Origin of the sequence: Wolbachia endosymbiont of Onchocerca ochengi, assembly GCF_000306885.1 — a bacterium.
Classification (GTDB): domain Bacteria; phylum Pseudomonadota; class Alphaproteobacteria; order Rickettsiales; family Anaplasmataceae; genus Wolbachia.
The window spans coordinates 1-21,831 of sequence record NC_018267.1 but is presented as its reverse complement, the minus strand read 5'-3'; the positions used below and the strand labels follow the sequence as shown (position 1 = coordinate 21,831).

At 31.4% G+C, this 21,831-nt stretch carries 18 protein-coding genes, 2 tRNA genes and 2 pseudogenes; 16 read left to right on the top strand and 6 right to left on the bottom strand.

Annotation, left to right across the window (positions count from 1 at the left end; all coding sequences use genetic code 11):
- Window positions 1–255: 255 nt before the first annotated feature.
- A tRNA-Asn gene (locus WOO_RS00115) sits at window positions 256–327 on the bottom strand.
- A gap of 167 nt (window positions 328–494) precedes the next feature.
- Here WOO_RS00115 and WOO_RS00110 point away from each other — a divergent pair.
- Window positions 495–1,694 (top strand): ribonuclease D, encoded by a 1,200-nt coding sequence (locus tag WOO_RS00110; RefSeq protein WP_014868690.1) that lies wholly within the window; start codon window positions 495–497, stop codon window positions 1,692–1,694.
- On the opposite strand, the pseudogene coaE reads toward WOO_RS00110, so the two are convergent.
- Window positions 1,677–2,264, bottom strand: a pseudogene (coaE, locus tag WOO_RS00105) (dephospho-CoA kinase). The gene WOO_RS00110 and the pseudogene coaE sit on opposite strands and share 18 nt — an antisense overlap.
- A gap of 167 nt (window positions 2,265–2,431) precedes the next feature.
- Between coaE and WOO_RS00100 the strand changes: the two are divergent.
- The 8 genes from WOO_RS00100 to gmk all read left to right on the top strand — a co-directional run bounded on the left by WOO_RS00100 (window position 2,432) and on the right by gmk (window position 11,074).
- Entirely contained in the window at window positions 2,432–3,835 is a 1,404-nt protein-coding gene (locus tag WOO_RS00100) for an NAD(P)H-dependent flavin oxidoreductase (RefSeq protein ID WP_044135370.1), read from the top strand.
- Between the two features lie 1,667 nt (window positions 3,836–5,502).
- Entirely contained in the window at window positions 5,503–5,982 is a 480-nt protein-coding gene (locus WOO_RS00095) for a demethoxyubiquinone hydroxylase family protein (RefSeq protein WP_044135368.1), read from the top strand.
- Between the two features lie 96 nt (window positions 5,983–6,078).
- Entirely contained in the window at window positions 6,079–6,585 is a 507-nt protein-coding gene (ppa, locus tag WOO_RS00090; RefSeq protein WP_014868687.1) for an inorganic diphosphatase, read from the top strand.
- A gap of 119 nt (window positions 6,586–6,704) precedes the next feature.
- Window positions 6,705–6,795 (top strand) — tRNA-Ser (locus tag WOO_RS00085).
- 348 nt (window positions 6,796–7,143) lie between these two features.
- Window positions 7,144–7,398, top strand: coding sequence for a hypothetical protein (locus tag WOO_RS03935; protein ID WP_158309951.1), 255 nt, complete (start codon window positions 7,144–7,146; stop codon window positions 7,396–7,398).
- A gap of 237 nt (window positions 7,399–7,635) precedes the next feature.
- Window positions 7,636–8,790: an ankyrin repeat domain-containing protein gene (locus WOO_RS00075; RefSeq protein WP_014868684.1), complete on the top strand. Its 1,155-nt coding sequence runs from the start codon at window positions 7,636–7,638 to the stop codon at window positions 8,788–8,790.
- 80 nt (window positions 8,791–8,870) lie between these two features.
- The gene (locus WOO_RS00070) at window positions 8,871–10,457 is read left to right on the top strand and encodes a pentapeptide repeat-containing protein (protein WP_044135453.1); all 1,587 of its coding nucleotides are present in this window, start codon (window positions 8,871–8,873) and stop codon (window positions 10,455–10,457) included.
- Between the two features lie 26 nt (window positions 10,458–10,483).
- The gene (gene gmk, locus WOO_RS00065) at window positions 10,484–11,074 is read left to right on the top strand and encodes a guanylate kinase (RefSeq protein ID WP_014868682.1); all 591 of its coding nucleotides are present in this window, start codon (window positions 10,484–10,486) and stop codon (window positions 11,072–11,074) included.
- Between the two features lie 30 nt (window positions 11,075–11,104).
- On the opposite strand, the gene WOO_RS00060 is transcribed toward gmk, so the two are convergent.
- Window positions 11,105–11,488: a TraR/DksA family transcriptional regulator gene (locus WOO_RS00060; protein WP_014868681.1), complete on the bottom strand. Its 384-nt coding sequence runs from the start codon at window positions 11,486–11,488 to the stop codon at window positions 11,105–11,107.
- A gap of 106 nt (window positions 11,489–11,594) precedes the next feature.
- Here WOO_RS00060 and WOO_RS00055 point away from each other — a divergent pair, with 106 nt between their 5' ends.
- Entirely contained in the window at window positions 11,595–12,242 is a 648-nt protein-coding gene (locus WOO_RS00055; RefSeq protein WP_025264222.1) for a heme exporter protein CcmB, read from the top strand.
- An 11-nt stretch (window positions 12,243–12,253) separates the two neighbouring features.
- Here the strand turns inward: WOO_RS00055 and WOO_RS00050 are convergent, their stop codons facing one another.
- A complete protein-coding gene (locus WOO_RS00050) occupies window positions 12,254–12,847 on the bottom strand; it encodes an RlmE family RNA methyltransferase (RefSeq protein ID WP_014868679.1) in 594 nt (197 codons plus the stop codon).
- A 682-nt stretch (window positions 12,848–13,529) separates the two neighbouring features.
- A complete protein-coding gene (locus WOO_RS00045) occupies window positions 13,530–14,765 on the bottom strand; it encodes a TolC family protein (protein WP_044135452.1) in 1,236 nt (411 codons plus the stop codon).
- A gap of 130 nt (window positions 14,766–14,895) precedes the next feature.
- On the opposite strand from WOO_RS00045, the gene rplM reads away from it, so the two are divergent.
- The 3 genes from rplM (at window position 14,896) to WOO_RS00030 (ending at window position 16,275) form a co-directional block, all read left to right on the top strand.
- Window positions 14,896–15,354: a 50S ribosomal protein L13 gene (rplM, locus tag WOO_RS00040; protein ID WP_044135449.1), complete on the top strand. Its 459-nt coding sequence runs from the start codon at window positions 14,896–14,898 to the stop codon at window positions 15,352–15,354.
- Window positions 15,355–15,364: 10 nt separating this feature from the next.
- Window positions 15,365–15,811 (top strand): 30S ribosomal protein S9, encoded by a 447-nt coding sequence (rpsI, locus tag WOO_RS00035; RefSeq protein WP_014868676.1) that lies wholly within the window; start codon window positions 15,365–15,367, stop codon window positions 15,809–15,811.
- 152 nt (window positions 15,812–15,963) lie between these two features.
- The gene (locus tag WOO_RS00030) at window positions 15,964–16,275 is read left to right on the top strand and encodes an HU family DNA-binding protein (RefSeq protein WP_014868675.1); all 312 of its coding nucleotides are present in this window, start codon (window positions 15,964–15,966) and stop codon (window positions 16,273–16,275) included.
- Here WOO_RS00030 and WOO_RS03655 read toward each other — a convergent pair.
- A pseudogene (locus tag WOO_RS03655) lies at window positions 16,272–16,975 on the bottom strand (pyridoxine 5'-phosphate synthase). The gene WOO_RS00030 and the pseudogene WOO_RS03655 overlap by 4 nt on opposite strands.
- A gap of 676 nt (window positions 16,976–17,651) precedes the next feature.
- Between WOO_RS03655 and WOO_RS00015 the strand changes: the two are divergent.
- The 3 genes from WOO_RS00015 (at window position 17,652) to WOO_RS04060 (ending at window position 20,963) form a co-directional block, all read left to right on the top strand.
- Window positions 17,652–18,761, top strand: a complete 1,110-nt coding sequence (locus WOO_RS00015; RefSeq protein WP_014868674.1) for an outer membrane protein assembly factor BamB family protein — start codon at window positions 17,652–17,654, stop codon at window positions 18,759–18,761.
- Window positions 18,754–20,142, top strand: coding sequence for a dihydrolipoyl dehydrogenase (lpdA, locus tag WOO_RS00010; RefSeq protein ID WP_014868673.1), 1,389 nt, complete (start codon window positions 18,754–18,756; stop codon window positions 20,140–20,142). The genes WOO_RS00015 and lpdA overlap by 8 nt, the downstream gene beginning before the upstream one ends.
- Before the next feature lie 668 nt (window positions 20,143–20,810).
- Window positions 20,811–20,963: a tyrosine-type recombinase/integrase gene (locus WOO_RS04060; protein ID WP_410543189.1), complete on the top strand. Its 153-nt coding sequence runs from the start codon at window positions 20,811–20,813 to the stop codon at window positions 20,961–20,963.
- Window positions 20,964–21,831: the final 868 nt, after the last annotated feature.

Sequence of the window (21,831 nt, the reverse complement as noted above, 5' to 3'; positions counted from 1 at the left end):
ATATTAAAAAATCTTAATTAGATTAACTATATTTATGCAGAAAACGGTTCTCCTAGCGTTGCAAAAATTCATTTATTTACTTTCCTCAAAATTGTAAAGAAGCACCTAATTTTCTGAGAAAAACAGTAGAAAATTAACAAATTGTGGAAAGAAGATGGAATTTTTAGCTAGTAATTAAAAGCAGAAGACTGTATGTATAAGCGATGAAAATAAGCTACCGTAACAAATTTATATTTTATTAAAGTTTTAGCATGACTCCCCGGGCCGGATTCGAACCAGCGGCCAATTGGTTAACAGCCAACTGCTCTACCACTGAGCTACCGAGGAATAAACTGTTTTTAATTTATCAGGTTAAGCTTTGATTGTAAATAGTTTTCATGTGCTTTAACTAAGACTTTTATGGGGGAATATAAGCGATAGAAAGTTCTACCAGAAGTCACTGGTTGCAAAAATTTAATTCAAGCGGTAAAATCGCATTATTAAATGAAAAATATATGCTAATTAGCACAATGTCGGATCTGAATAATATATGTAGGGAGCTAATAGCGAAAAAGCCAAAATTTATAGCTGTTGACACAGAGTTCGTTAGAAATAACTTAACCTATTATCCTAAATTGTCATTAATTCAAATTTCTTATAAGGAAAGGAGTTTTGTTATAGATGTGTTAGCGCCAGAGATTGATTTATCATTTGTTAAGAAAGTCATGCTTGATCGAGAAATAATTAAAGTATTTCACAGCTGTCGGCAAGACATAGAATCTTTATTTACTGTATTTAAGTGTATACCTGCTCCCATTTTTGATACCCAAGTTGCTGCTATGTTTTGTCATTATTACTATAATTTTATTGGTTACTCAAAAGTAGTGGAACAATATCAGGGAATAGTGCTGAATAAGGTTAAAGCTAAAAATTCAGACTGGTTGAAGCGTCCATTGTCCGAAGATCAGTTAAACTATGCAGTAAGTGATGTAGTTCATCTATATGATCTACATCAAATATTGCACGATAAGCTTGAAGAAAAGAATAGAATGGGCTGGTTTCGAGAAGAGATGGAATCAGTGGTTGATATAAATAAGTATTTGCAAAGTCCAAAAGATGCATGGAAGAGAATTAAGTTTAATCATGGAGTAAATCCGAGATTAACGTTGACTGTTAAAGCAGTTAGTGAATGGCAAGAGACCTTAGCACAGCGCTATAATACGAATCGTAATAAAATAATTAATAATTCTATAATAGCTGGGTTTATTGAGAGAAACGTAGAGCGTGTTGATGAGATTTTAGAAAATCTCAAGAAGAACGCAAAAAATGTAAAGGAGAAAGATTTGTTAGAATTTGTAGATATTTTCAATGAGAATGAAAAAGATTTTATACAACAAAATTATACTTCGTTAAACAGTCATGATAGGTCTGTGTTTGATATACTTTCAGTTATTCTAGAGAGCAAGTGTAAAGAAAATAACATATCAAGAAAATTGGTTTCTTCAAAGGATGAATTAGTTGGTTCGATATCTGGACAAATGGATAAACTATTTAAAGGGTGGAGGTATGACTTTTTCGGTAAGTCAGTTGAATCATTTTTGAATGCAAGCTCAAAGTTTGAAATCTCGGTAGTGAAATTTACGAATAATATAACTGAAATTCGGAGTAATTTGATAAATACAGGTTGTAAGTTGAAGTCAACTGCTGGAATTTAACAAATCCATTATATTTTTTCTTTGAAAAAGAACATACTCTTTGTTTGTACTGGTATTAATAGCAAAGTCACTTATCCTTCTTTTTTCTTAATAGATAATTGAATATTAGAAATCAGATTCAGATTTTCTTTGTCTATGTTGTGTTGAATTAGCCTTTGAACTTGTATAATGTTGTCTGCATGGATAAGAACAATAGAGTCGCAATATAAACAAAGTTTTGTTTCTAACAAAAGAGGAATATCCAAAATTAAAAGTTTCTTATCAGTCTTCTTTTCCTGAGCAATAGAGAATCACAGTTCATTTTGCACAGTAGATGAACTAAAGATTGAAATTGCTTTCAATTTTCATCATAAGCTAGAAGATATTTAGATAGTACTGTTTTTTATCTATTTCACCATTTACTACCACTATAGGAAAATTTTCTTCTGTGTAACTTATTATGCCCTTATTTACTTTGTAAAGCTGGTATACGATAAAATTAGTGTTAAACACAACGGCACAAAATTTTTTAAAGCAATTAGCTACAAAACTCTTTCTTACTTCAATTTCACCTGCTAAACCTATAACCATATGCTAAAAATATATTAGTAAAGCTATATATCTACAGTAGTTGTTTTTTATATGTCCATTTAAAACTCAAATTTGTTTGCGTAGACTTTAATTATGTTAAGAGAAAATAAACAGCTATTGTTTTTTTAGTAATTAAGTAGAATAGAACGAAAAATTATGAGGAAGACTTGAAAAATAAGATAAAAAAAATAATGATTTCAGGACAGGAAGTATGGCCAATCATTGAGGGTGGTAAAGGTATTGCAATTAGTGACGGAAGATCAAGCGGGGCGTTTGCTGCGGCTGGTGCTGTTGGTACATTTTCTGGTGTAAATGCTAAGCTTATTGATGACAATGGTGAGTTGGTACCGCTAATTTATAAAGGCAAAACAAGAAATGAAAAACATGAAGAATTGATTGAATACAGCATTGAAGCTGGAATTAGTCAGGCAAAAATAGCGAATGAAATATCACAAGGCTGTGGAAGGGTACATATGAATGTGCTGTGGGAAATGGGGGCAGCAGAACGTGTACTTCATGGCATATTAGAAAAAGCGAGAGGTTTAGTGCATGGTATTACTTGTGGTGCTGGTATGCCTTACAGGCTTGGAGAAATTGCAGCCAAATATCAGGTCTATTATTACCCTATTATTTCATCGGTACGTGCTTTTAAAGCATTATGGAAGCGTGCTTACCAAAAAGTATCTTCTTTTTTGCTTGGTGGAGTGGTGTATGAGGATCCATGGCTTGCTGGGGGACATAATGGGCTTAGTAGTAGTGAAGACCCGACGCTACCACAAGCTCCGTTTGAAAGGGTTGCAGAACTTAGATCTTTTATGAGTGAGGTCGGTCTTTCTAAAGCGCCGATTGTTATGGCAGGAGGAGTATGGCATTTAAAAGATTGGGAACACTGGCTTGACAATTTGCAAATCGGACCAATAGCTTTTCAGTTTGGTACTCGTTCACTTTTGACTAAGGAAAGCCCAATTTCTTTGAAGTGGAAGAATAAGTTGTTAACTTTAGAAGAAGGTGACGTATTTTTAAATAAGTTTAGTCCAACAGGATTTTACTCATCTGCACTGAAAAATAATTTCATACGTGAATTGCAGGAGCGGAACTTACGTCAAGTGAAATTTTCAGAAAATGCCAGTGAAGAATTTAGTAGTGAATTTGTAGTTGGTGCAAGGGGTAGAAAAATCTATTTGACTGCAAAAGATAAAAAACTGGTAAATGCATGGACTGAAGCAGGATATACAAAAGCAATGAAAACTCCAGATACAACTGTTATTTTTGTAACACCAGATAAATTTGCGAAAATAAGACAAGATCAAATTAATTGTATGGGATGTTTGAGTCATTGTTTGTTTAGTAATTGGAAAGATCATGGTAATCATTCAACAGGTCGAAAGCCAGATCCACGAAGTTTCTGTATACAAAAGACACTGCAAAGCATTATGCATGACGGTGATATTGAAAATGAACTCATGTTTTCTGGGCATAATGTATACAAATTCAAGCAAGATCCATTTTATGAAAATGGTTACATACCAACAGTAAGAGAATTGGTGGAAAGAATGCTAACTGGATATTAAATTATATTCAAGTTGATAAAAGAATATTACTTTATTAAAGTAAGTATTTATTAATTTTAGAAAAAGTGTTTACGTTAGTGGATAATAGTACTTTAAAGATATGCGTCAGCTTATGTGAAAAAGTCAGATAGTAGCGATGATGTTCAAAGTTTTTATGGTTTCATGATACGCAAAAACATCCCAGATTGGGATGAGCAGAAAGTTTAGAGGGTTTGTGTAAAAGAATTTGCTATGCAGGGCCTAAACTCAACTAATGGACACAGTCCAGGAAATAGAAATGATTAGTATAATGCAAAGAATAACAGGTAACTTGAAAATTTTTAAATTATACATGTATTTAGTGATGAAGATTTAGATTTTTGGAGTTTTTTGTCATTATGATATATTATATTAATTCTTTGTTTGGTAGATATGCTCACATTTTAATATGACAAATTTAACTATGATAATAACAACTATTAAAGTAAAAAAGACAGGAAAAAAGTTTCAAAAGACAGTAGAAAATTATTAGCTTTAGATATATAGCAAGTTGTAGTTAATGTGTTACTTTCGATGGTTTTATATGTATTATTTTCTATCATAGTAGTAAAGAAAAAGCTAGAAAACTAGATTAAGGTAGATTATCTGGATAATGAACTTAAAAGTGTTCAGGAATATAAAAATTGTAGTTGGTATTATTCCTTTACCAGCTCTGATAGATAGGTTGCGTTATTAATTCAGTTTCACTAAAGTGGAGTTTAGTCATTCTTGATGTTAACTCTTTTATATATTTAACTGGTAGCTTTGCTTTTAGAAAAAACGCGATAAAGAGTCTGAGGATATTGAGAAGGCTAAGGAAGTGGTAGAAAGCTATAGAAATAAAGATCTGAGTTTAATTATGAGTCACTACTTTCTTCTTTCTTTGCCAGCTAAACGCTCTTTTTGTTGACAGTAGCTGAGTTTCTTCTGGTTAGTTTTATAATTATGATGTAATAGAACAAGGACTAAAAATTACATAGGGTAGACTTATCCTAAACCTAGAGCTGTAGAGAACATTTTGGTTTTAGTTTACAGAAAGCTACTATTTAGGCAGCAGGTACTAAAATCCAGAAAAAAAAAAGAAATATAGGTGTTCCAACATCATGCACTAAAATGACACCATTTGTTACGAAAACAAATGTTTTTTTATAATTGAATTGATAATAAATATTAAGGAGTCTACAAAGTAGAAAAAGGTAAAAGAAATTCTATGATCAATGGTTGTTCACTCCAATTATCTTATAAGTTGGTATTCTATAATGTCTTCGATGACTATAAGTGCGTTTTAGTTTGAGAATTTAGAGATCTTTAGGTAAAATTAATAAAGGTATGAGGTAAATATAATGTAAAAAATTATATATAAGATATCAACTGTATAGTATTCTCATCATCAACCTGTGCAGGTTAAAGGTAACTGTAAGCACCTTTAATCTCATGATGAGAGTGGTTGAGAAAGATTGTTGAGTGGTTTTATAGACAGACTTGAATTTCTGAAAGTTACAATATTCATGCAGTTGTCACACATGAAATTTTATTTACTCTATAACACGTTTACTTATAATAGTGTTGATACAGAGATAAATGGAGTAAGTGTTGAAAAAAGAAAGTTCTAATATTAAGAAAATAAAAAAAAATTTTTAGAACAAGCAATTAGGGTAAACCATGCTGGCGAGTATGGAGCTATTTGTATTTATTCTGGTCAAAAATTTATTCTTAAAGAATCTTCTATAATCAATAAAATAATTAAAATGGAAGAACAAGAAAAGAAGCATTTTCGCTATTTTAGTGAGAAAATCAAAAAACAAAAAATTCGTCCTACCGTTTTATTGCCAATTTGGTGTGTGTTAGGAGTATCACTTGGTGTTGCAACGGCTATTATGGGTAAAAAAGCTGCTATGGCTTGTACTGCTGCGGTTGAAGAAGTGATCGAAGAGCACTATAAAGAGCAAATTTCACGTTTAGAAGATGGAGAATTAAGAGAAACTATAAGTAAATTTCGCGATGAAGAGCTGGAACACAGGGATATTGCAATTGGGCATAACGCTGAAAGCGCATTCGGTTATAATGTTTTATCTTCATTCATAAAAACAGGCTGCAAAGCTGCTATTTACTTATCTAAATTAATTTAATTGTTTTTTTCTAAGTAGTTTTTTGTTTGCAATGGTATAAATATAATAACTGGGAATATATATTGTATAATATTTATTCTTAGTAAGAGGTAGTTTATGAATTTGAGTAAAATTACTGTAACATCGGATATGATAAGTGTAATAATTGAAATAGGTGCAAATGCTGAACCTGTAAAGTATGAGTTTGATAAGGAATTAGGACTGTTACAAGTTGACAGGTTTCTATCTACTGCAATGGTTTATCCTTGTAATTATGGATTTGTACCAAATACCTGTGCAGGTGATGGTGATCCTGTAGATGTTTTGGTGTTAACCCAATATTCCTTAGTATCTGGTGTTTTAATATCGGTGCGTCCAATAGGTGCTTTGCTTACTAAGGATGAGAAAGGAGAAGATGAAAAGGTGTTAGCTGTACCTATTTCCAGTGTTGATAGTTATTATGATAATGTGAAAAATTATTCTGATCTACCTAAGAAACTGCTAGATAAAATTGCTCATTTCTTTTCACATTATAAAGACCTAGAGGAAGGAAAAACAGTAATAGTTGGAGAGTGGATTGGTGTAGAAGAAGCTAAAAAGATCATTAAGAGTGCTATTAAGTAAGGTTTTTAATATAACTGATTTCCTGTTGTTATTTTATTTAGTGTAAAAGTATCGCTATTGAAAGTGTTAGACAGGTTGTGAAGTCTTGGTATTATATGTAAACTTGAAACTTAGGGTTTGGAGAGATGGCCGAGCGGCTGAAGGCGACGGTTTGCTAAACCGTTATATGATTGAAAAGTCATATCGAGGGTTCGAATCCCTCTCTCTCCGTGTACTGTTGATATGATACATAATTAGTCATTTTAGACTATTTTGCTCTTATTTAGATATATAAGTTTACTTAACTTTATTGAAATTTTTGTAGTGCTAGTTTGTGATATTGCCATTGAGTTGTTTACTCTATTTTTATTGATCAAGTTACAGTAGATTAAAGTGAATGTTAGTATTTTCACATAAAATATGAAAAATATGTGAATATTTTACTTTTTTGCTAAAATATGTGATAGTTAGGCTATATTATTTTTTAATAGAAGAGAATTATAGGATCAAGTAAGTTGGGAGTAGAGGAGATAATTAGCTTTAGCGAATGATAAAAGTAACTTAAATGGTAGTATGTAATTGGAAAAATTTAAACGAAGGATTTGGTTCTATATTAAAAGCGAGAGGAAGGTCAATTTGACGAAAATTACTTATTTACCGAATAGAATAGCTGCTTTAACATATATTGTGAAGAAATTATATATTATATTGTATGTGACTACTATAGTTAGCGCTACAAATTTGGTAAGATCTTTGTTAGAAGTAGAAGGGAATAGTGTTGATACTAAGTGCGGAAATGGAAAGATTGTAGTTATTGTGGATGACTTTAACTAACTACTTACAAGATCTTAAAAAAGCGAAACCTCAAAAGTCTAAGAATAAAAAGTCAAATAATATAACGTCTGATTGTGCTACTGTCTTTTATGTAAAGTATATATTCTACATACCTCAATACACTAAGGAGGTTATGTTCATTGTGAAAGTTTCACTACCATCATGCTTGTTTTTTGTTATGGATTAATTATTTGATTATAGTATCATCTTAATTGAACTTATTGCTTAGGGATATTTATGAAGAGTATTTTATGCTTTACGTTGGTATTTATTGTGTTTGGCTCAATTGGTCTATTTGCTATGGAGCAACTTGAAGAAGAGAAATTTAGTTTAGATAGATCAATGGATTCTGTGAGTGAAGATATGGATATAAAGAAAGATCTAAAACAAGGTTTATCACAAAGCATAATCCAGCAGAGGAACAATCTAGAGTCTATCAAAAGCGAAGTTGATAAGTTAAATGTTGAAAAAGTACAAAATATTAAAACTGGAAAAGGAGAAAGTAAAGAAGAGCTACAACATGATAAGAATAAAACTTCTATATTAGAAAAGGCTATGAGTGAAATAGGGAGGAATAGTGAAGATTTGTCAGAACTTAGTGATGATCTGTTAAAGGAAAATAGAGGTGAGGGAGATGAAGTTACTCCGGATTTACCAAATGTGACTGATAAAGAAGTTAATGGAAACCTTATTTTTTCTCCAAGTGTTAGTTTAAGCGAAAATGTAACTGACCTGCAAAAAGATCTACAAGTTAATAAAAAGGTTGATGTAGAGAAGAATAAGCCTTCAGAAAATAATATAGATAAATTATTAGAAGGAAAAAAGTTAGAGGGCCAAGTTAGAAAAGAAAAGGTGAAAAAATTATCTAAAAGCCATAATATAGAAAAACCTATCATTAAAAAGGATGAAAAAAGTAAACAGGAGAAAGAGAAAAATTTACAAAGGTTGGCAAAGTTAAACAATGAGTCAGTAAAAAAGTGGCATCATAGAAATACACAAGATGAGTTAATATATAAGCGGCAATATAGTAATCTTAATCAGCATCTTCCGGCAACTATATTTGTTGATGACTATAGTAAACGTCTTTTTTATTGTATTAAAAAGAACAACTTGATTTGTTTGAGAGGGATAATAAATAAATTAGAAAAGCTTGGATTGACAGTTCAAGAGGTGCTTAAGTTTAGGAATAAACTTGGAGATACCCCTCTAATTTATGCAGTTAAGCAAGGTGGGATAGATATAGTGCGCTTTTTCTTATTACAAGGTGCTGATCCTAAAGTGGTCAATTATAATCTTCAGTCTCCCATTGATATAGCGATTGAAAGAGAGCGGGTTGATATGATAAATGCAATTGCTGAAATGATGCCATATTTTTTGGAGTATAAAAAATAATAGGTAATAAAGAAGATCTAGAAATATATAATTGGGTCTGAGGACAAAAGAAGATAGTGAATTGCGGTGTAATAAAGAAAATGATTAGGTTTTTGATATTGATTTTAGTTGGTCATTTGTGTTATGGAGATGAAGTAAATAAAAGAAAAGATCTGGTCAGTGATTTTTTGAACACTTTGCATAAAGTAAAATATGTCTTTTATGACAAAGAAGACTTTGCTAAGTTTCTGATGAAATGCCACAAAGAAGGTGTGCCAGAAGATTTTGGAAAAGGTTTTGGCCCTAATTTGAATGGAGCTGATTTTAGTCGATTGTACCTAAATGGATCCATTTTTGATGGAGTCAGTCTAATTGGTGCTGACTTTTCTTATACTGACTTGTCAGGTGTATCTTTTATTAATGCTGATTTACGTGGGGCTAATTTTTCTAATGCTAATTTACGGGATATAAGAATAGAAAGTACAAATTTAAGTTTTACAAAATTTGTTTCTGCAAATTTGATGGATATTATGCTTAGCCAGTCTGATGTTAGCCATGCTGAGTTTATTAATTCTGATCTTAAGAAAGTGAGGATGCACAACATGACCGGGTTATATACTAACTTCTCAAATGTAAAAATGAATCTTTCTAGTTTGTTAAGCTCGAATGTTGATTATGTAAACTTTAGCGATAGTGAAATAAGTAATACTGTTGTGCAAAGAAGCAATCTTGATAATGCAAATTTTTTTGGAGTGGATTCATATAAGTTAAAAGTACAATTTTCCTCATTGGAGAATGCTAATATATATGGTGCAGAAATAAAGGAATCAGATTTTACGGGTAGTAATCTTTCTAATGTTTGTCTTAATTCTTCTGCTATAATTAGTAGTAACTTTAATATGGCTAATTTAAGTAATACGCAAATTTCCTATGTAAGTAGTGATAGTTCAAGCTTTGTTCAGTCTATACTGAATAGTTCTAAAGTAAAACACTCGTATGTTTCTGATATAACTCTTCAGGATGCTGACTTATCTAACATTGATTTTAGTTTTAGCGAACTACATCAAGTTAATGTTTCTGATTCTGATATTCGTCATGGGAAGTTTGATAATACTAAAGTTGCAAATTCTAATATAAATGGCTCGTTTTTTGACTACTCATTATTTACTTCTGCAGAAATAAAAAATACAGACCTTTCTACAGTTTCAATGTACAAGGTTAAAGTACAGGGTTCTCAAATTTGTAATAGTAAACTACTTTGTCATAGCATTGATTCTAGTGAAATAGAAAACTCAATGTTTTTTAATTTGATAGCGGATAACTCAAACTGGTCTAATCTAAAAGTAACTAATTCGAATTTTGTTAAGAATAGTTTCAAGTCTTCTTTGCTTCACGATAATACCTTTAAGAAAACAGGCTTTTTTCTCAGCAATTTCAGTAATTCAGCAATTGATAATACGTCTTTCTATTCTTCAAGAATATATAATGCTATAACCTCGATTAAAGGTTTGCAAGAAGAAATATCGCAGAATAAAAGATTTGATGCAAATTATGCTTACTTTGAATTTAAGGACATGAATCTAGAAAATGCTGATTTTTCTGGTTCAGTGTTGAGTAGAACAAAGTTTGTAAGTGTTAATTTAAATAAGGCAGCTTTTGAAAAAAGTGATTTACGCTATGCTATATAATGTTCTCTTGTTGAGTTATTTTTTTTATGATCACAAGAGGTGAGGGTGTATTGTTAGTTTTATCTTCTCCTTCTGGAGCTGGAAAAACTACTATATTAGAGAGGCTACTTGATCAATCAACTGACCTAGTTAAATCTGTTTCTGTAACTACGCGTAAACCTCGTTTTGGTGAAATAAATGGAAAAGACTATTTTTTCGTTACCGAAGAGAGATTTCACGAGTTATGCAGAACTGACCAGATGCTTGAGTACGCTAAGGTTTTTGAAAATTTCTATGGTATACCAAAAGATTTTATAAAACAGAATCTAAGTAGTGGAGTAAGTGTTTTGCTTAGTATAGATTGGCAAGGAGCATTTCATTTATTTAAGCTCATGAGGAAAAAAGTTGTAAGCATTTTTATCCTTCCTCCTTCAATGGAAGAGCTTAGGCTGCGTTTGCAAAAACGTAATACTGATAGTGCAAGCGAAATAGAATGTAGGTTGGCTGAAGCTCAAAAGGAGATAAGTAAACGAAATAAATATGATTATATAATTATCAATGATAATATTGATAAAAGTGTCGAAGAGATAAGCTCTATATTAAAAAAAGAAAAGCTTAAAAGATTTAAAAAAAATTAAGTTAACAGTTTTATTAAACATATTTTAAAGTTAATCTTCGATGTTATATGCATTTTTTTCTTTTTCTAATCTCTCTTGCTCTTCAATGCAATATGTAGCAAGCGGATTGGCTTTAAGCCTTTCGGTTCCTATTTCTTCTCCTGTTCTTTCACAATAGCCGTAGGTGCCTAATTTTATTTTTTTTAATGCCTCCTTGATTTTTTCTTTTCTTTCTTTTCTGCGCCTAATTAGTTTTTCATTTCCACTATCTTCATCAGAATAGTATGCGCTGTCTTCTAATTCTTGCTTCTCCATTTCAACAAGCATTGATTGCAATTTTAAGCTAAAGTATTCCAATTGCTTCACGTTCATGTATTCTTCATCCTCTGAAGGAGTATAATCTTCTGGTAATTTTATTTTTGGTAACTCTTTCATAATTGCATTACTTGTTAAATAATAAAACCTGTGTAATTTATGAATAAGAAATTACACTATCTCAAAGTAAACACTATAATTTATAATAAATATTTAAAAGCCTAATATGATCAGCTCAATAAAAAAATTAGTGATAAGTAATAGTGATTTTACCTATATAATATGTATCTTTATTGTAATGTTAAGCTTATCTTCGTTTACACTTGGAAATAACAGTGAACGAGAAATTATGTTAGCATTAATATGGATATGTGCTACTTTTGTTCTGCAAATTTCTACAAGTGATTTATTTTCTTCTGATTATCGTGACGGAATATTAGAGCAAATCTTCATACAGCCACTTTCCTCTAAATTTATAATTGCTTATAAAATTCTTGCTCACTGGATATTATTCGGTTTACCAATTTCAGCAATTTCTTCCATATTCAGCTTTGTAGTTCTGGGCAGTGATATTAAATACTCAATAGTAGCTGGCTTGTCTTTGTTACTCAATATGCTGATAGTAACTAATATTTCAGCTACTGGAAGTGCATTAATGATTGGTCGAAATAACTTAGCATCAGGAATACCACAAATTCTTGTTTTACCAATCATAATGCCAACCTTTGTGTATTTTAAATTACTGATTCAGTTTGAAAGTTTATCTTTGAATATTCATATATTGCTTATTACTGTTTTAGTTTTTGCTATTTTGCTGATTAATAGTACTATAGCTACCCACATAGTATTGAAATTTGCTGTAGAGCAGGACTAGAAAGCTTACCATTACTCTACATAAGATCTGCTGCCGGTAAAGCCTAAACTTACTAAATATATTTCTGTAGATTCAGGTCTACTTGATCTTGGTTTAAAATATTTTGCTGTTTTGAACGTTTTTTTTAGCTCGTTGCAAAAATCTTTGTCAAATTCTCCTTGAAAGATTTTTACTACAAACTTTCCATTATAATTTAGGAAGTGCTTTGCAAGATTTAGTGCTGCTTTACATAGAAACATGATTCTGATATGGTCTAACGACTTTATACCACAAGATTCTGGAGCCATATCAGATAAAATTACGTCAAACTTTTGATCTTCAAACCTTTCCTTTAAAGTTTCAAGTTCATTTATAATATCGCATTGCATATGTTGTACTCCATTAATCGAGTTTACTGGCTTTATGTCAATTGCAACTATATTAGCTCCTTTTTGAGATGCAACTTGTGACCATCCACCAGGGAAAGCACCAAGATCAATGATTTTTTGCCCTTTTTGGAGTAATTTAAATTTATTATCTATCTCTATCAACTTATACGCCGAGCGCGATCTGTAGCCATCTTTATTAGTTTTTTGTACATACTTGTCATTTAGATGACGGTACAACCACTTGGTTGAAGATAATTTTCTGCCTTTAGCTGTTTTTACTCTAGTTTTTATTGTTGGTACCTGTATGTAATCATACTATTGATTATATCTTTTAGCTTTTTTTTTGACTACTTCTTTTACTAGTGTATATAAGTATTTGTTAGCCATTCTGATAGCTGGGGTTTTAAAAAAGATGTAACTAACTCTTCAATACTAGTAGTAAGGTTTGCTTTTTTTTTATTGCTTATGTTGCAATTAGTTTTTCACCTTTTTAAGAACCTTTTAATCTACTCTATATTTTTCTTTTGAGAACGACTGATCATTATTTTTTGCTTGTGAATTACTATTATCTATTTTGTTATTACTAATTTGAGTATTGTACTTGTAGGTAAACATCTTTTTCCCTTTTTAAATCATGATTGTAGTCGTTAAGTTTATAGTATTATTTTTGAAAACATTTATTTGCTCTGATTATCATTGTTAATATTTTTCTTCTTGTTATTCTCCTCTTTACTAGCTTCTTCTAAATTTTCTAAATATTCTTCTTGAAGGTATAGAACATTGTTATCTTCTTTTTCCTTTTCTATTTCTACTTTTTATCATTACTTACATTTTTAGTACTACTTTTATATCTTCTAGAATATCTTTTACGATTGATTATTTTTGTTTTTAGCACTCATAATTGCTAATACCATTAAATTTAGAAATTTATGCTGTTTATTGTAAAAAGCAACTTATAAGCACTGATTGCATAGTTGCTTTTTGCTTCAACTAAATCTGAACGTGCTTTAAATAATGCATCTTCAGTGTTTAAAAGTTCGGTTGTGCTTTTTAAATTTGAGTTAACTTCTTGCTTGACTCCTTCTAATGCTAGAGCTGCTGCTTTTTCAGCCTTTTGACTTGCTTTAATAATAGCTTTTGCTGTCATAACGTTATTCCAAGCGTTCATAACCTCTCTTTCTATGTTTTTTACTGTCTCATAATAATCATAGGCGGATTTTTTTGCATACATTCTAGCTCTATTTATATCAAAAGTATTAATTCCTCTTTTAAAGATTGGAATATCAAGAGTAAAAGTAATATTAGTAGTGCCTAAAAGCGTATCAAGACTAACGCTTTCATTTAAACTTTTACTCGCACTGAGATTTAAAGAAGGTAGCCACTTAGAAGTTTCAGCAATCACTGCCATTCCATCTGCCTTTTTTTTATAAACTGCTGCTTTTAAGGACAGGTTGTTGGTTCTTGCTAGCTGTAAGCATTCGTTTAGATCTGGGATATAGGGTAATTTATCATTAACTTCGGAGAGCTCATCAGGATCTTCGCCAATTAAGTGAAAGTAAGCAACGTTTGCTAATTTTAGTTTACCTTCAGCATCGACTCTTTCCAGCCTTGAAGATGAAAATTTTGCTTTCGCCAGTGAAACTTCAGCATTGGTAACCTCTCCAAGGGAAAGGCGCTTCTTCATTGCAGACAAGTTCTCCAAAGAAACATGTTCTTTGTGTTCTCTCAATTTTAATATTGCTGTCCTTCTTAGAACATCAACGTATACTTTCACAGCGTCAAGTGCAACCTCTTGCTTTGATTGTTGAAAGTGCATCTTTTCTGCTTTGAGAAGATGACTTGATCGGTTGAATGTAGCAAAAGCACTGCCGCCATCTATTATTCTCTGACTTAATGTAACGCATTTTCCAGGTAAGTTATGTTTGTCATTATAAAGATTAAAATTACTATCGAAGTTATATTGTAAATTAATATCTGGCAAAAATCCACTTAATCCTGAAGATTTCAGTTGTTTTTCTGTGCTTTTATACTGATAAAATTGAGATTTTAACTTTAAACTATTTTTTATGGCTTTACTTATAGCTTGTTCGAGATCGATTGCATAGCAACTTATACTACTAAACACGACCATGAACGTAATGATCAATTGAAACACTTTATTCCTATATGTATCAGGATATGCAACTAAATTATTAGTACAAATTGCTTTAATAATCAATAACTAATATTGTTGACTTTGTTTAGAGGTTGGGTGTATCATGACCTACTATTGTGTAGTTAAAATTATGAAGACTTTTTTCTTGAAAGAAAAACAAATCAATAAAAGATGGTTTATCATAGATGCGGATGGGTTAACAGTAGGAAGGCTTTCAGCATTTGTGGCAACTTTATTGCGTGGAAAGCATAAACCTGAGTATACACCTCATATGGATTGTGGTGATAATGTAATTATTATTAACGCAGAAAAGGTGCATTTTACTGGAAAGAAACTTAAAGAAAAAATTTACTATAAACATACAGGTTATCCCGGTGGTTTAAAAAAAACTACTCCAGATAATATCTTGAATAGTAAATTTCCTGAGCGTGTAATAGAAATGGCAGTAAAAAGGATGCTTGATGATGGTCCTATGGCACGTAAACGTTTTGGAAATTTATACGTTTACTCTGGTTCAAAACATAAGCATCAGGGACAGCAACCTAAGGAAATAGATTTTGCTTCTTTGAATCGAAAAAACAAAAAATAATGGAGTGAAGATGGAAAATCATATAATAAATCAATCAGAAATGGTAACTAAGCCAGTAGTTGATTTATTAGGTCGTTTATATGCTACGGGTCGGAGAAAGGAATCTGTAGCAAGAGTATGGATAAAGCCAGGCAATGGAAAGTTTAGTATTAATCAGCAAGATAAGTTATTCTCTTACTTTAAAAGAGAATCAGTATGTCAAATGGTAAGGATGCCACTTATTATAACGTCTGTGCTAGATAAATATGATGTGTTTGCAACTGTAAGAGGTGGAGGGTTATCTAGTCAAGCTGGTGCTTTAGCCCATGGGATAAGTAGAGCTTTAAGTAAGATAAGTCAAGGCTTGCATTCTGTGCTACGCAATAAGGGATTCCTGACGCGAGATTCACGTGTTGTTGAGCGTAAGAAGTATGGTCAGCATAAAGCTCGTAAAAAATGTCAATTTTCTAAGAGATAGTTATTTTTTAGTGATGCTTTTTGTAGGCGTGATACAAATGTTTAAAGGGTATATAGTTATGGTATATCCTAATTTTCACGGTAAATTTAGTTGACTATCGGTGTGAACTGAATATGCTGTTTGTGTAATTTTTTTCAATATTAAGGTAATTTATGAGTAAAGAAAGTATAGTAAAACAAATGCACGAAGATTTGTCTAATCAGGGTATAGACATAACAATGTTGAATTTGGGCAAAATCCATGATGCATGGATAAAAAGAATAAAAGGTGATTTGAAGAGGATAGGTAAAGTACGTCTGCATAGATTAGGTACATTGTCTACTGCTGTAAGTCGGAAGAAACAGTGTCGTAATCCTCAAAATGGTAAGATTATGACTGTTCCTGAAAAGATAAGAGTAAGATTTAAAGCAAGCCAGAATCTTTTGGGTCTTTTAAATAAAGAGGAGGAAGAAGTAGTTAGTTAGGATATTATCATTTTCATTGTTTTTACTGTGTTGTGCAAAGCTGTAAAATATAGCTTCGCTGATTAAAAGTGACCTACATTAAGAGCTAAGATATGAGATATCTCTTTTATTTTTTTAGCGTGTGTACAGGTTATGCTATGTCCTACGTAGTACTCTATTTTTAGCTTATTTATGCACTCTATAGCATTAGTAATTAGTTTTAATTTTTTCTCTGATGGACTATTGCAGTAATCTCCCGTGTGAATTTCTATTATGTCAGGCTTTTTTTCTAGTTTCTCAAGATATTTTAGTTGATTGATGCTTGGATTAATAAACAGTGAAACCTTTATGCCAGTGCTATGCATTTCTTCTATTATGCTAGAAAGTTTATTGTACGTGTTAATTATGTCTAAACCACTTTCTGTTGTTAATTCTTTTCTTTTTTCTGGCACAATACTAATCGAATAGGGTTTTACCTTTTTTGCTATTTTGAGCATTTCTTCTGTGGCTGCAATTTCAAGATTGAGCTCAGTTTCAATGTTTTTTTTAGATTAAACACATCTCCATCCTTGATGTGTTTTCTGTCTTCCCGTAAGTGAACGGTGATAAAATCTTCTCCAGCTTCAATAGCTATTTTTGCTGCTTTTAATAGATTTGGGTAAGAAATTCTCCATGCATTGCGAAGAGTTGCAATATGGTCAATGTTAACACCTAATTTCATACCACTCAAAAATCATTTATAGATTATACATGGTATTAGTCTTTTTACATAGTTATTATCTGACTAATCAGTGCAATAAATAAGTAACCGAAAGATGATACTGAAAATTACTTAATAAGTCTTGTTAATTTTCTTATTAAATAATAAAACTATTTAGTAATCTATATGTAGGTTGTGTGATACAAGTATTACATAGTTAATGTTTTATGTATAGTTTTTTGCACTATGTTTACTTCATGTCTTTACTAATTTTATCTATAGGCTTCTAAGCTTTTTAAGCTGAAACGCGCTATGAAAGATGGTATAAGATGTGGTTTAGGGTTAGAAGGTAAATAATTATTTACCGCGGAGGTTTTTTACTTTTATCTTTTTTCACTTAGTAAACTTCTTGATACTTGAATCAAAGGTTAGTTGTAAGAGATCTAATGGATATTTTTACCACTAAAGTGGAACATTATTTTTATTTTTTAGCTTTTTTGAAAATAACGTAAATTAAAGTGGCTGAATTTATCAATGACTTTTAATCAATTGTTATTCTGGCATGTTAGAAGTGTTTTTACATAACAATATAATTTTCTTTTATAAATGAATGCCTACAATATACAATAAAAATATTTTCGTTGTGGTTGAGATTTCTGATATGTATATTATTAATAAGTCTTGTATTTAACAAGCAATGAAAGTAATGGTTGTTATGATAGTGTTGTTGTGTAGTAGTTGCACAATAGCAAGTGAGTGGATAAACATAGTGGATAAAAAATTATCTCAAGGATATGTGGCTCCAGTTCTTGTAGAAAATAGTGTTATTTTAGTAGACAAGCACGGTACCTTATATTCCGTTGATGTTGATAATTTAAAGGTTATGAATTGGAAATTGCACCTTTCGCACAAAAAAAAAATTGGTAATATGAGTCTATCACATCATGGAGGAAATGTTTTTTTTATAGCAAATAATATTCTATATGCGATAGATGTAAAAACTGGTGAGATTCAATGGGAAAAGGAACTGAGAGCTCCAATAAGAGGAAAAGCAGTAGTAATACATAATAAATTGGTAGTATTAACTATTGATAATTTTCTATATGCCCTTAATATAAAAGACGGTAGCCCAATTTGGGCTCACCAAAATGGAGTTAGTGAAGTACGAGGTTTATATTCCATATCACCTGCAGTTTCTGATAATAAAATAATAGCGCCATTTTCAAATGGTGAACTAATAGCTTTTGATGAAGGTGGTGAAAAATTATGGAGTCAAAAATTGGCTATAAACCTTTTAGATACACAGATTACAGATATAACTACTACACCAAGAGTACTCGATAATATTTTAGTTGTTACAAACAGTTCTTATGTTTATGGTATTGATGTAAAGTCAGGGAACATTCTATGGTCAAAACCACTGCAAACAAAAAGTGTATCAAACATTGTGCCATATTATAATTCTTCTATTCTTACAAAAGAGCAAAGAGCCGGTGGTAGAATTTTTTTAATTACTAGAGATAATAAAATAGTTGGCATTGATGTACGAAATGGAAAAACAATCTGGACATCTGATTCAATAGAAAATACGCAGTTGTTTACTTTAATTATGCATGCCAATACGTTATGGATAACAAGCAATAAAGGTTTAATGTTTGCTTTTTCTGAATCTGAAAATGCATGGAAAGCAATCAAAATATCAGGTAATGTGTTTCACACTCCAGTGTTCATTCGTGATAAGATATATATAACGACTGAAGGGAATGGTGCTTTTTATTTAGAAAATAGGTTTATTTTTTATGACTGATCATGATCTGATTATTATAGGCGGTGGTTCAGGTGGTTATAAATGTGCTATTTTAGCTGCAAAGCTTGGGATGAAGGTTACTTGCATAGATAAGAATAGCATTCTTGGTGGGACATGTTTGCGAGTTGGGTGTATACCTTCTAAAACGTTACTTCACTCTTCTTATGAATATATCCATACGAAAAACGATCTATCAAAACTTGGTATAAAAGTTAAGGATGCAAGTTTTAATCTAAAAGAAATGCTAGAATATAAGGACGCCAAAGTTAAAGAATTGGGACAAGGAATAGAGTATCTCTTTGACCTTCATAAGATTACTAGGATTACTGGACTTGGGAAAATTACTTCTTTTGATCAAGGTAATCTTGAAGTTTCGGTTGAAGGTAAGACGCTGAAAACAAAAAATATAGTAATCGCAACCGGTTCTGATGTCATCTCCTTACCAAGAGTTAATATTGATGAGAAAAACATTATTTCATCCACCGGCGCGTTATCTCTAACTGAAGTACCAAGAAGACTTGTTGTAATTGGAGCTGGAGCAATAGGACTTGAAATGTCTTCTATATGGAAAAGGTTAGGGTCTGAAGTTACTGTAGTAGAGTTTCTCGATAGAATCGCTACAACAATGGATGTAGAATTGAGTAAGTCTTTATTTTCCAGTTTGCAAAAACAAGGAATAAAACTTTTACTTAGCACTAAAGTTGAGGAAATAAAACAAAATAGTGATTTTTTAAGTGTAAAAGTTTGCTCTGTTCAAGGCAGCCAAGTAAATACTATAGAGGCAGATAAAGTGCTCATTGCAGTAGGTCGTAAACCATATACTGATGGTCTTGACATTGATGGTAAAATAGAAAGAGATAGCCGTGGCTTTATTCAAGTTGATAATAAGTATGAGACCAATATAAAAAGAATATTTGCTATTGGTGATTCAATCGGTGGGGCAATGCTTGCTCATAAGGCGGAAGAAGAAGGAGTGGCAGTTGCAGAAATAATAGCAGGGCAGTCACCTCATATTAATTATGAAATTATACCATTTGTTATTTATACCCATCCTGCGGTTTCTTCAATTGGCAAAACTGAAGAGGAACTCAGAAATGCTGGTTGGAAGTATAAAGTTGGTAAATGTCAGTTTGCTGCAAATGGTAGGGCAAAAATTATTGATGATGCTGAAGGATTTGTAAAAGTACTAACTTGTAGCAAGACAGATACAATACTAGGTGTGCATATCATAGGGGCATATGCTGATACGCTAATTAATGAAGCAGCAGTTGCAATGGCATATGGTGCAGCAGCAGAGGATATATATAGAATTTGTCACTCTCATCCTGATGTAAATGAAACCTTCCGTGATGCATGCACTGATGCATTCTTTAAAAAGTAACTATTGAACTTAGGTTCAATTATTGAAAGTTGATATGAATAGTGAGGTACAAGTCTTGTTTGCTCAACACTTTGTAAAATGATATATGAGAGACCTAAAAGACATGATAAGTTTTCTTAGTACTCACATTGTATGAGAAGTAGATATTTTCTCTTTGGAAAGATTGAGCGTGCGCGAGCTTAGAAATTGGTTTACCTTTTGTTATACAAGAGGTGTAAATGTGGGATCGAATACTCGTGCATTGTCAGTAATTAGAAATTTTTTCAAGTATATAAAAAGCAATTGTGAAATAAACAATGAGACTATATTTTCCTTATCTAGGCCAATTTAGAGAAGAACTTTACCAAGAGCATTAATCAATATCTGATGTAAGAACTTTAATGAAAGAATGAAACTGTCTGACCTAGGTGAACCTTGGGTGATAAAAAAAGGAATTGCGATTATTATTCTACTTATATGGCACAGGGTTAAGGATCGGTGAGAAGCATTTAAGGTTAGTAATAATTAATAATGGAAGTTTAACAGTCATAGTAAGGGGGGGACAAAGCGAAGGCAGGTGTGTTGTTTTTCTCAGTAGTAAAAAAGTGCATGCAAGAGTACGTAAAAGCTTTTCTTTACCTTAGCGTTAATAATGAAGTACGATATCTATTTATGAAACTAAGAGGAAATTGAAAAGAACTTATGTTGTTAATCGTCTAGAAAAAGTAAAGAAAATGTTAAATTTGTCAGAAATCTTATCCACGCATGTATTACGTCATAGTTTTGTTACTCATTTGCTTTTAAAAAACATTGATATAAGCTTAATACAGCGACCTGCTTAGCCATTTAAGGTCTTGAAACTGCTTAAATCTACACTCATTTGAATTATTAAGATGTTTTCAATATGTATAAAGATACTTAATGGAGTTTTAAAAAGAAATAGAAACCTTTGTAACTCTAAAAGAGTCGGTGGTACCATTAAGTTCTACTTCTTTGTTCATTTTTTTATACAAAAAAAGCATCCTGCTTCTAAAATGCCCAATGCAAATACAACAAGAAAAGTGCTTATCGCTTATCTCTAGTATAATTATTCATTATTAAATATACACCTTCAAACAATACAAAAAATGTAGAAGTGAAGTACCTTACACTGGAGCTCTATCTCTGAAGATCTTGGTTTTTTTTTAATCTTGGTTTTGAGCTTAAAGTGGAGTGTTTTTCATTAACGAGTTGAACTTCCCTGATCAGGGGAATTGATTATTGTTTACTGATTTAATTTTTCTTTTTTTATATATTTCTAACTTTTTCCCTTGTAAGTTGAATATCTTTCTCCTTTAAATTCACCTAAAAGGTTCTATGCAAATTGTTCATTATTTGTCTTTCTAGGAAATTTTTTACTTAAGCGTTTTTAATAGTGCTTAATCAGATCGTGAATGTTCCTCAACATAACAGCAATAACTGCATAATTTATGAAACAGCTATCTTTCACCAATTTTTTCATATTACTTAAACCTCTTTACTATAGAAGAAGTTAATTGTTTCTTAATAGCAAGTTTAACTAATTTATCTTAATCGTATGTTTTATTGCTCTATTGTAGGCGTTGATTTTATTTGATAATCTAGATTTTATGTTTTTAAAAGTTTAGTCAATACTTCTTTTTTTATTTTCTATTCTTTCTTCTAATGAGGTCGGAATAGCTTGTGCTTTTT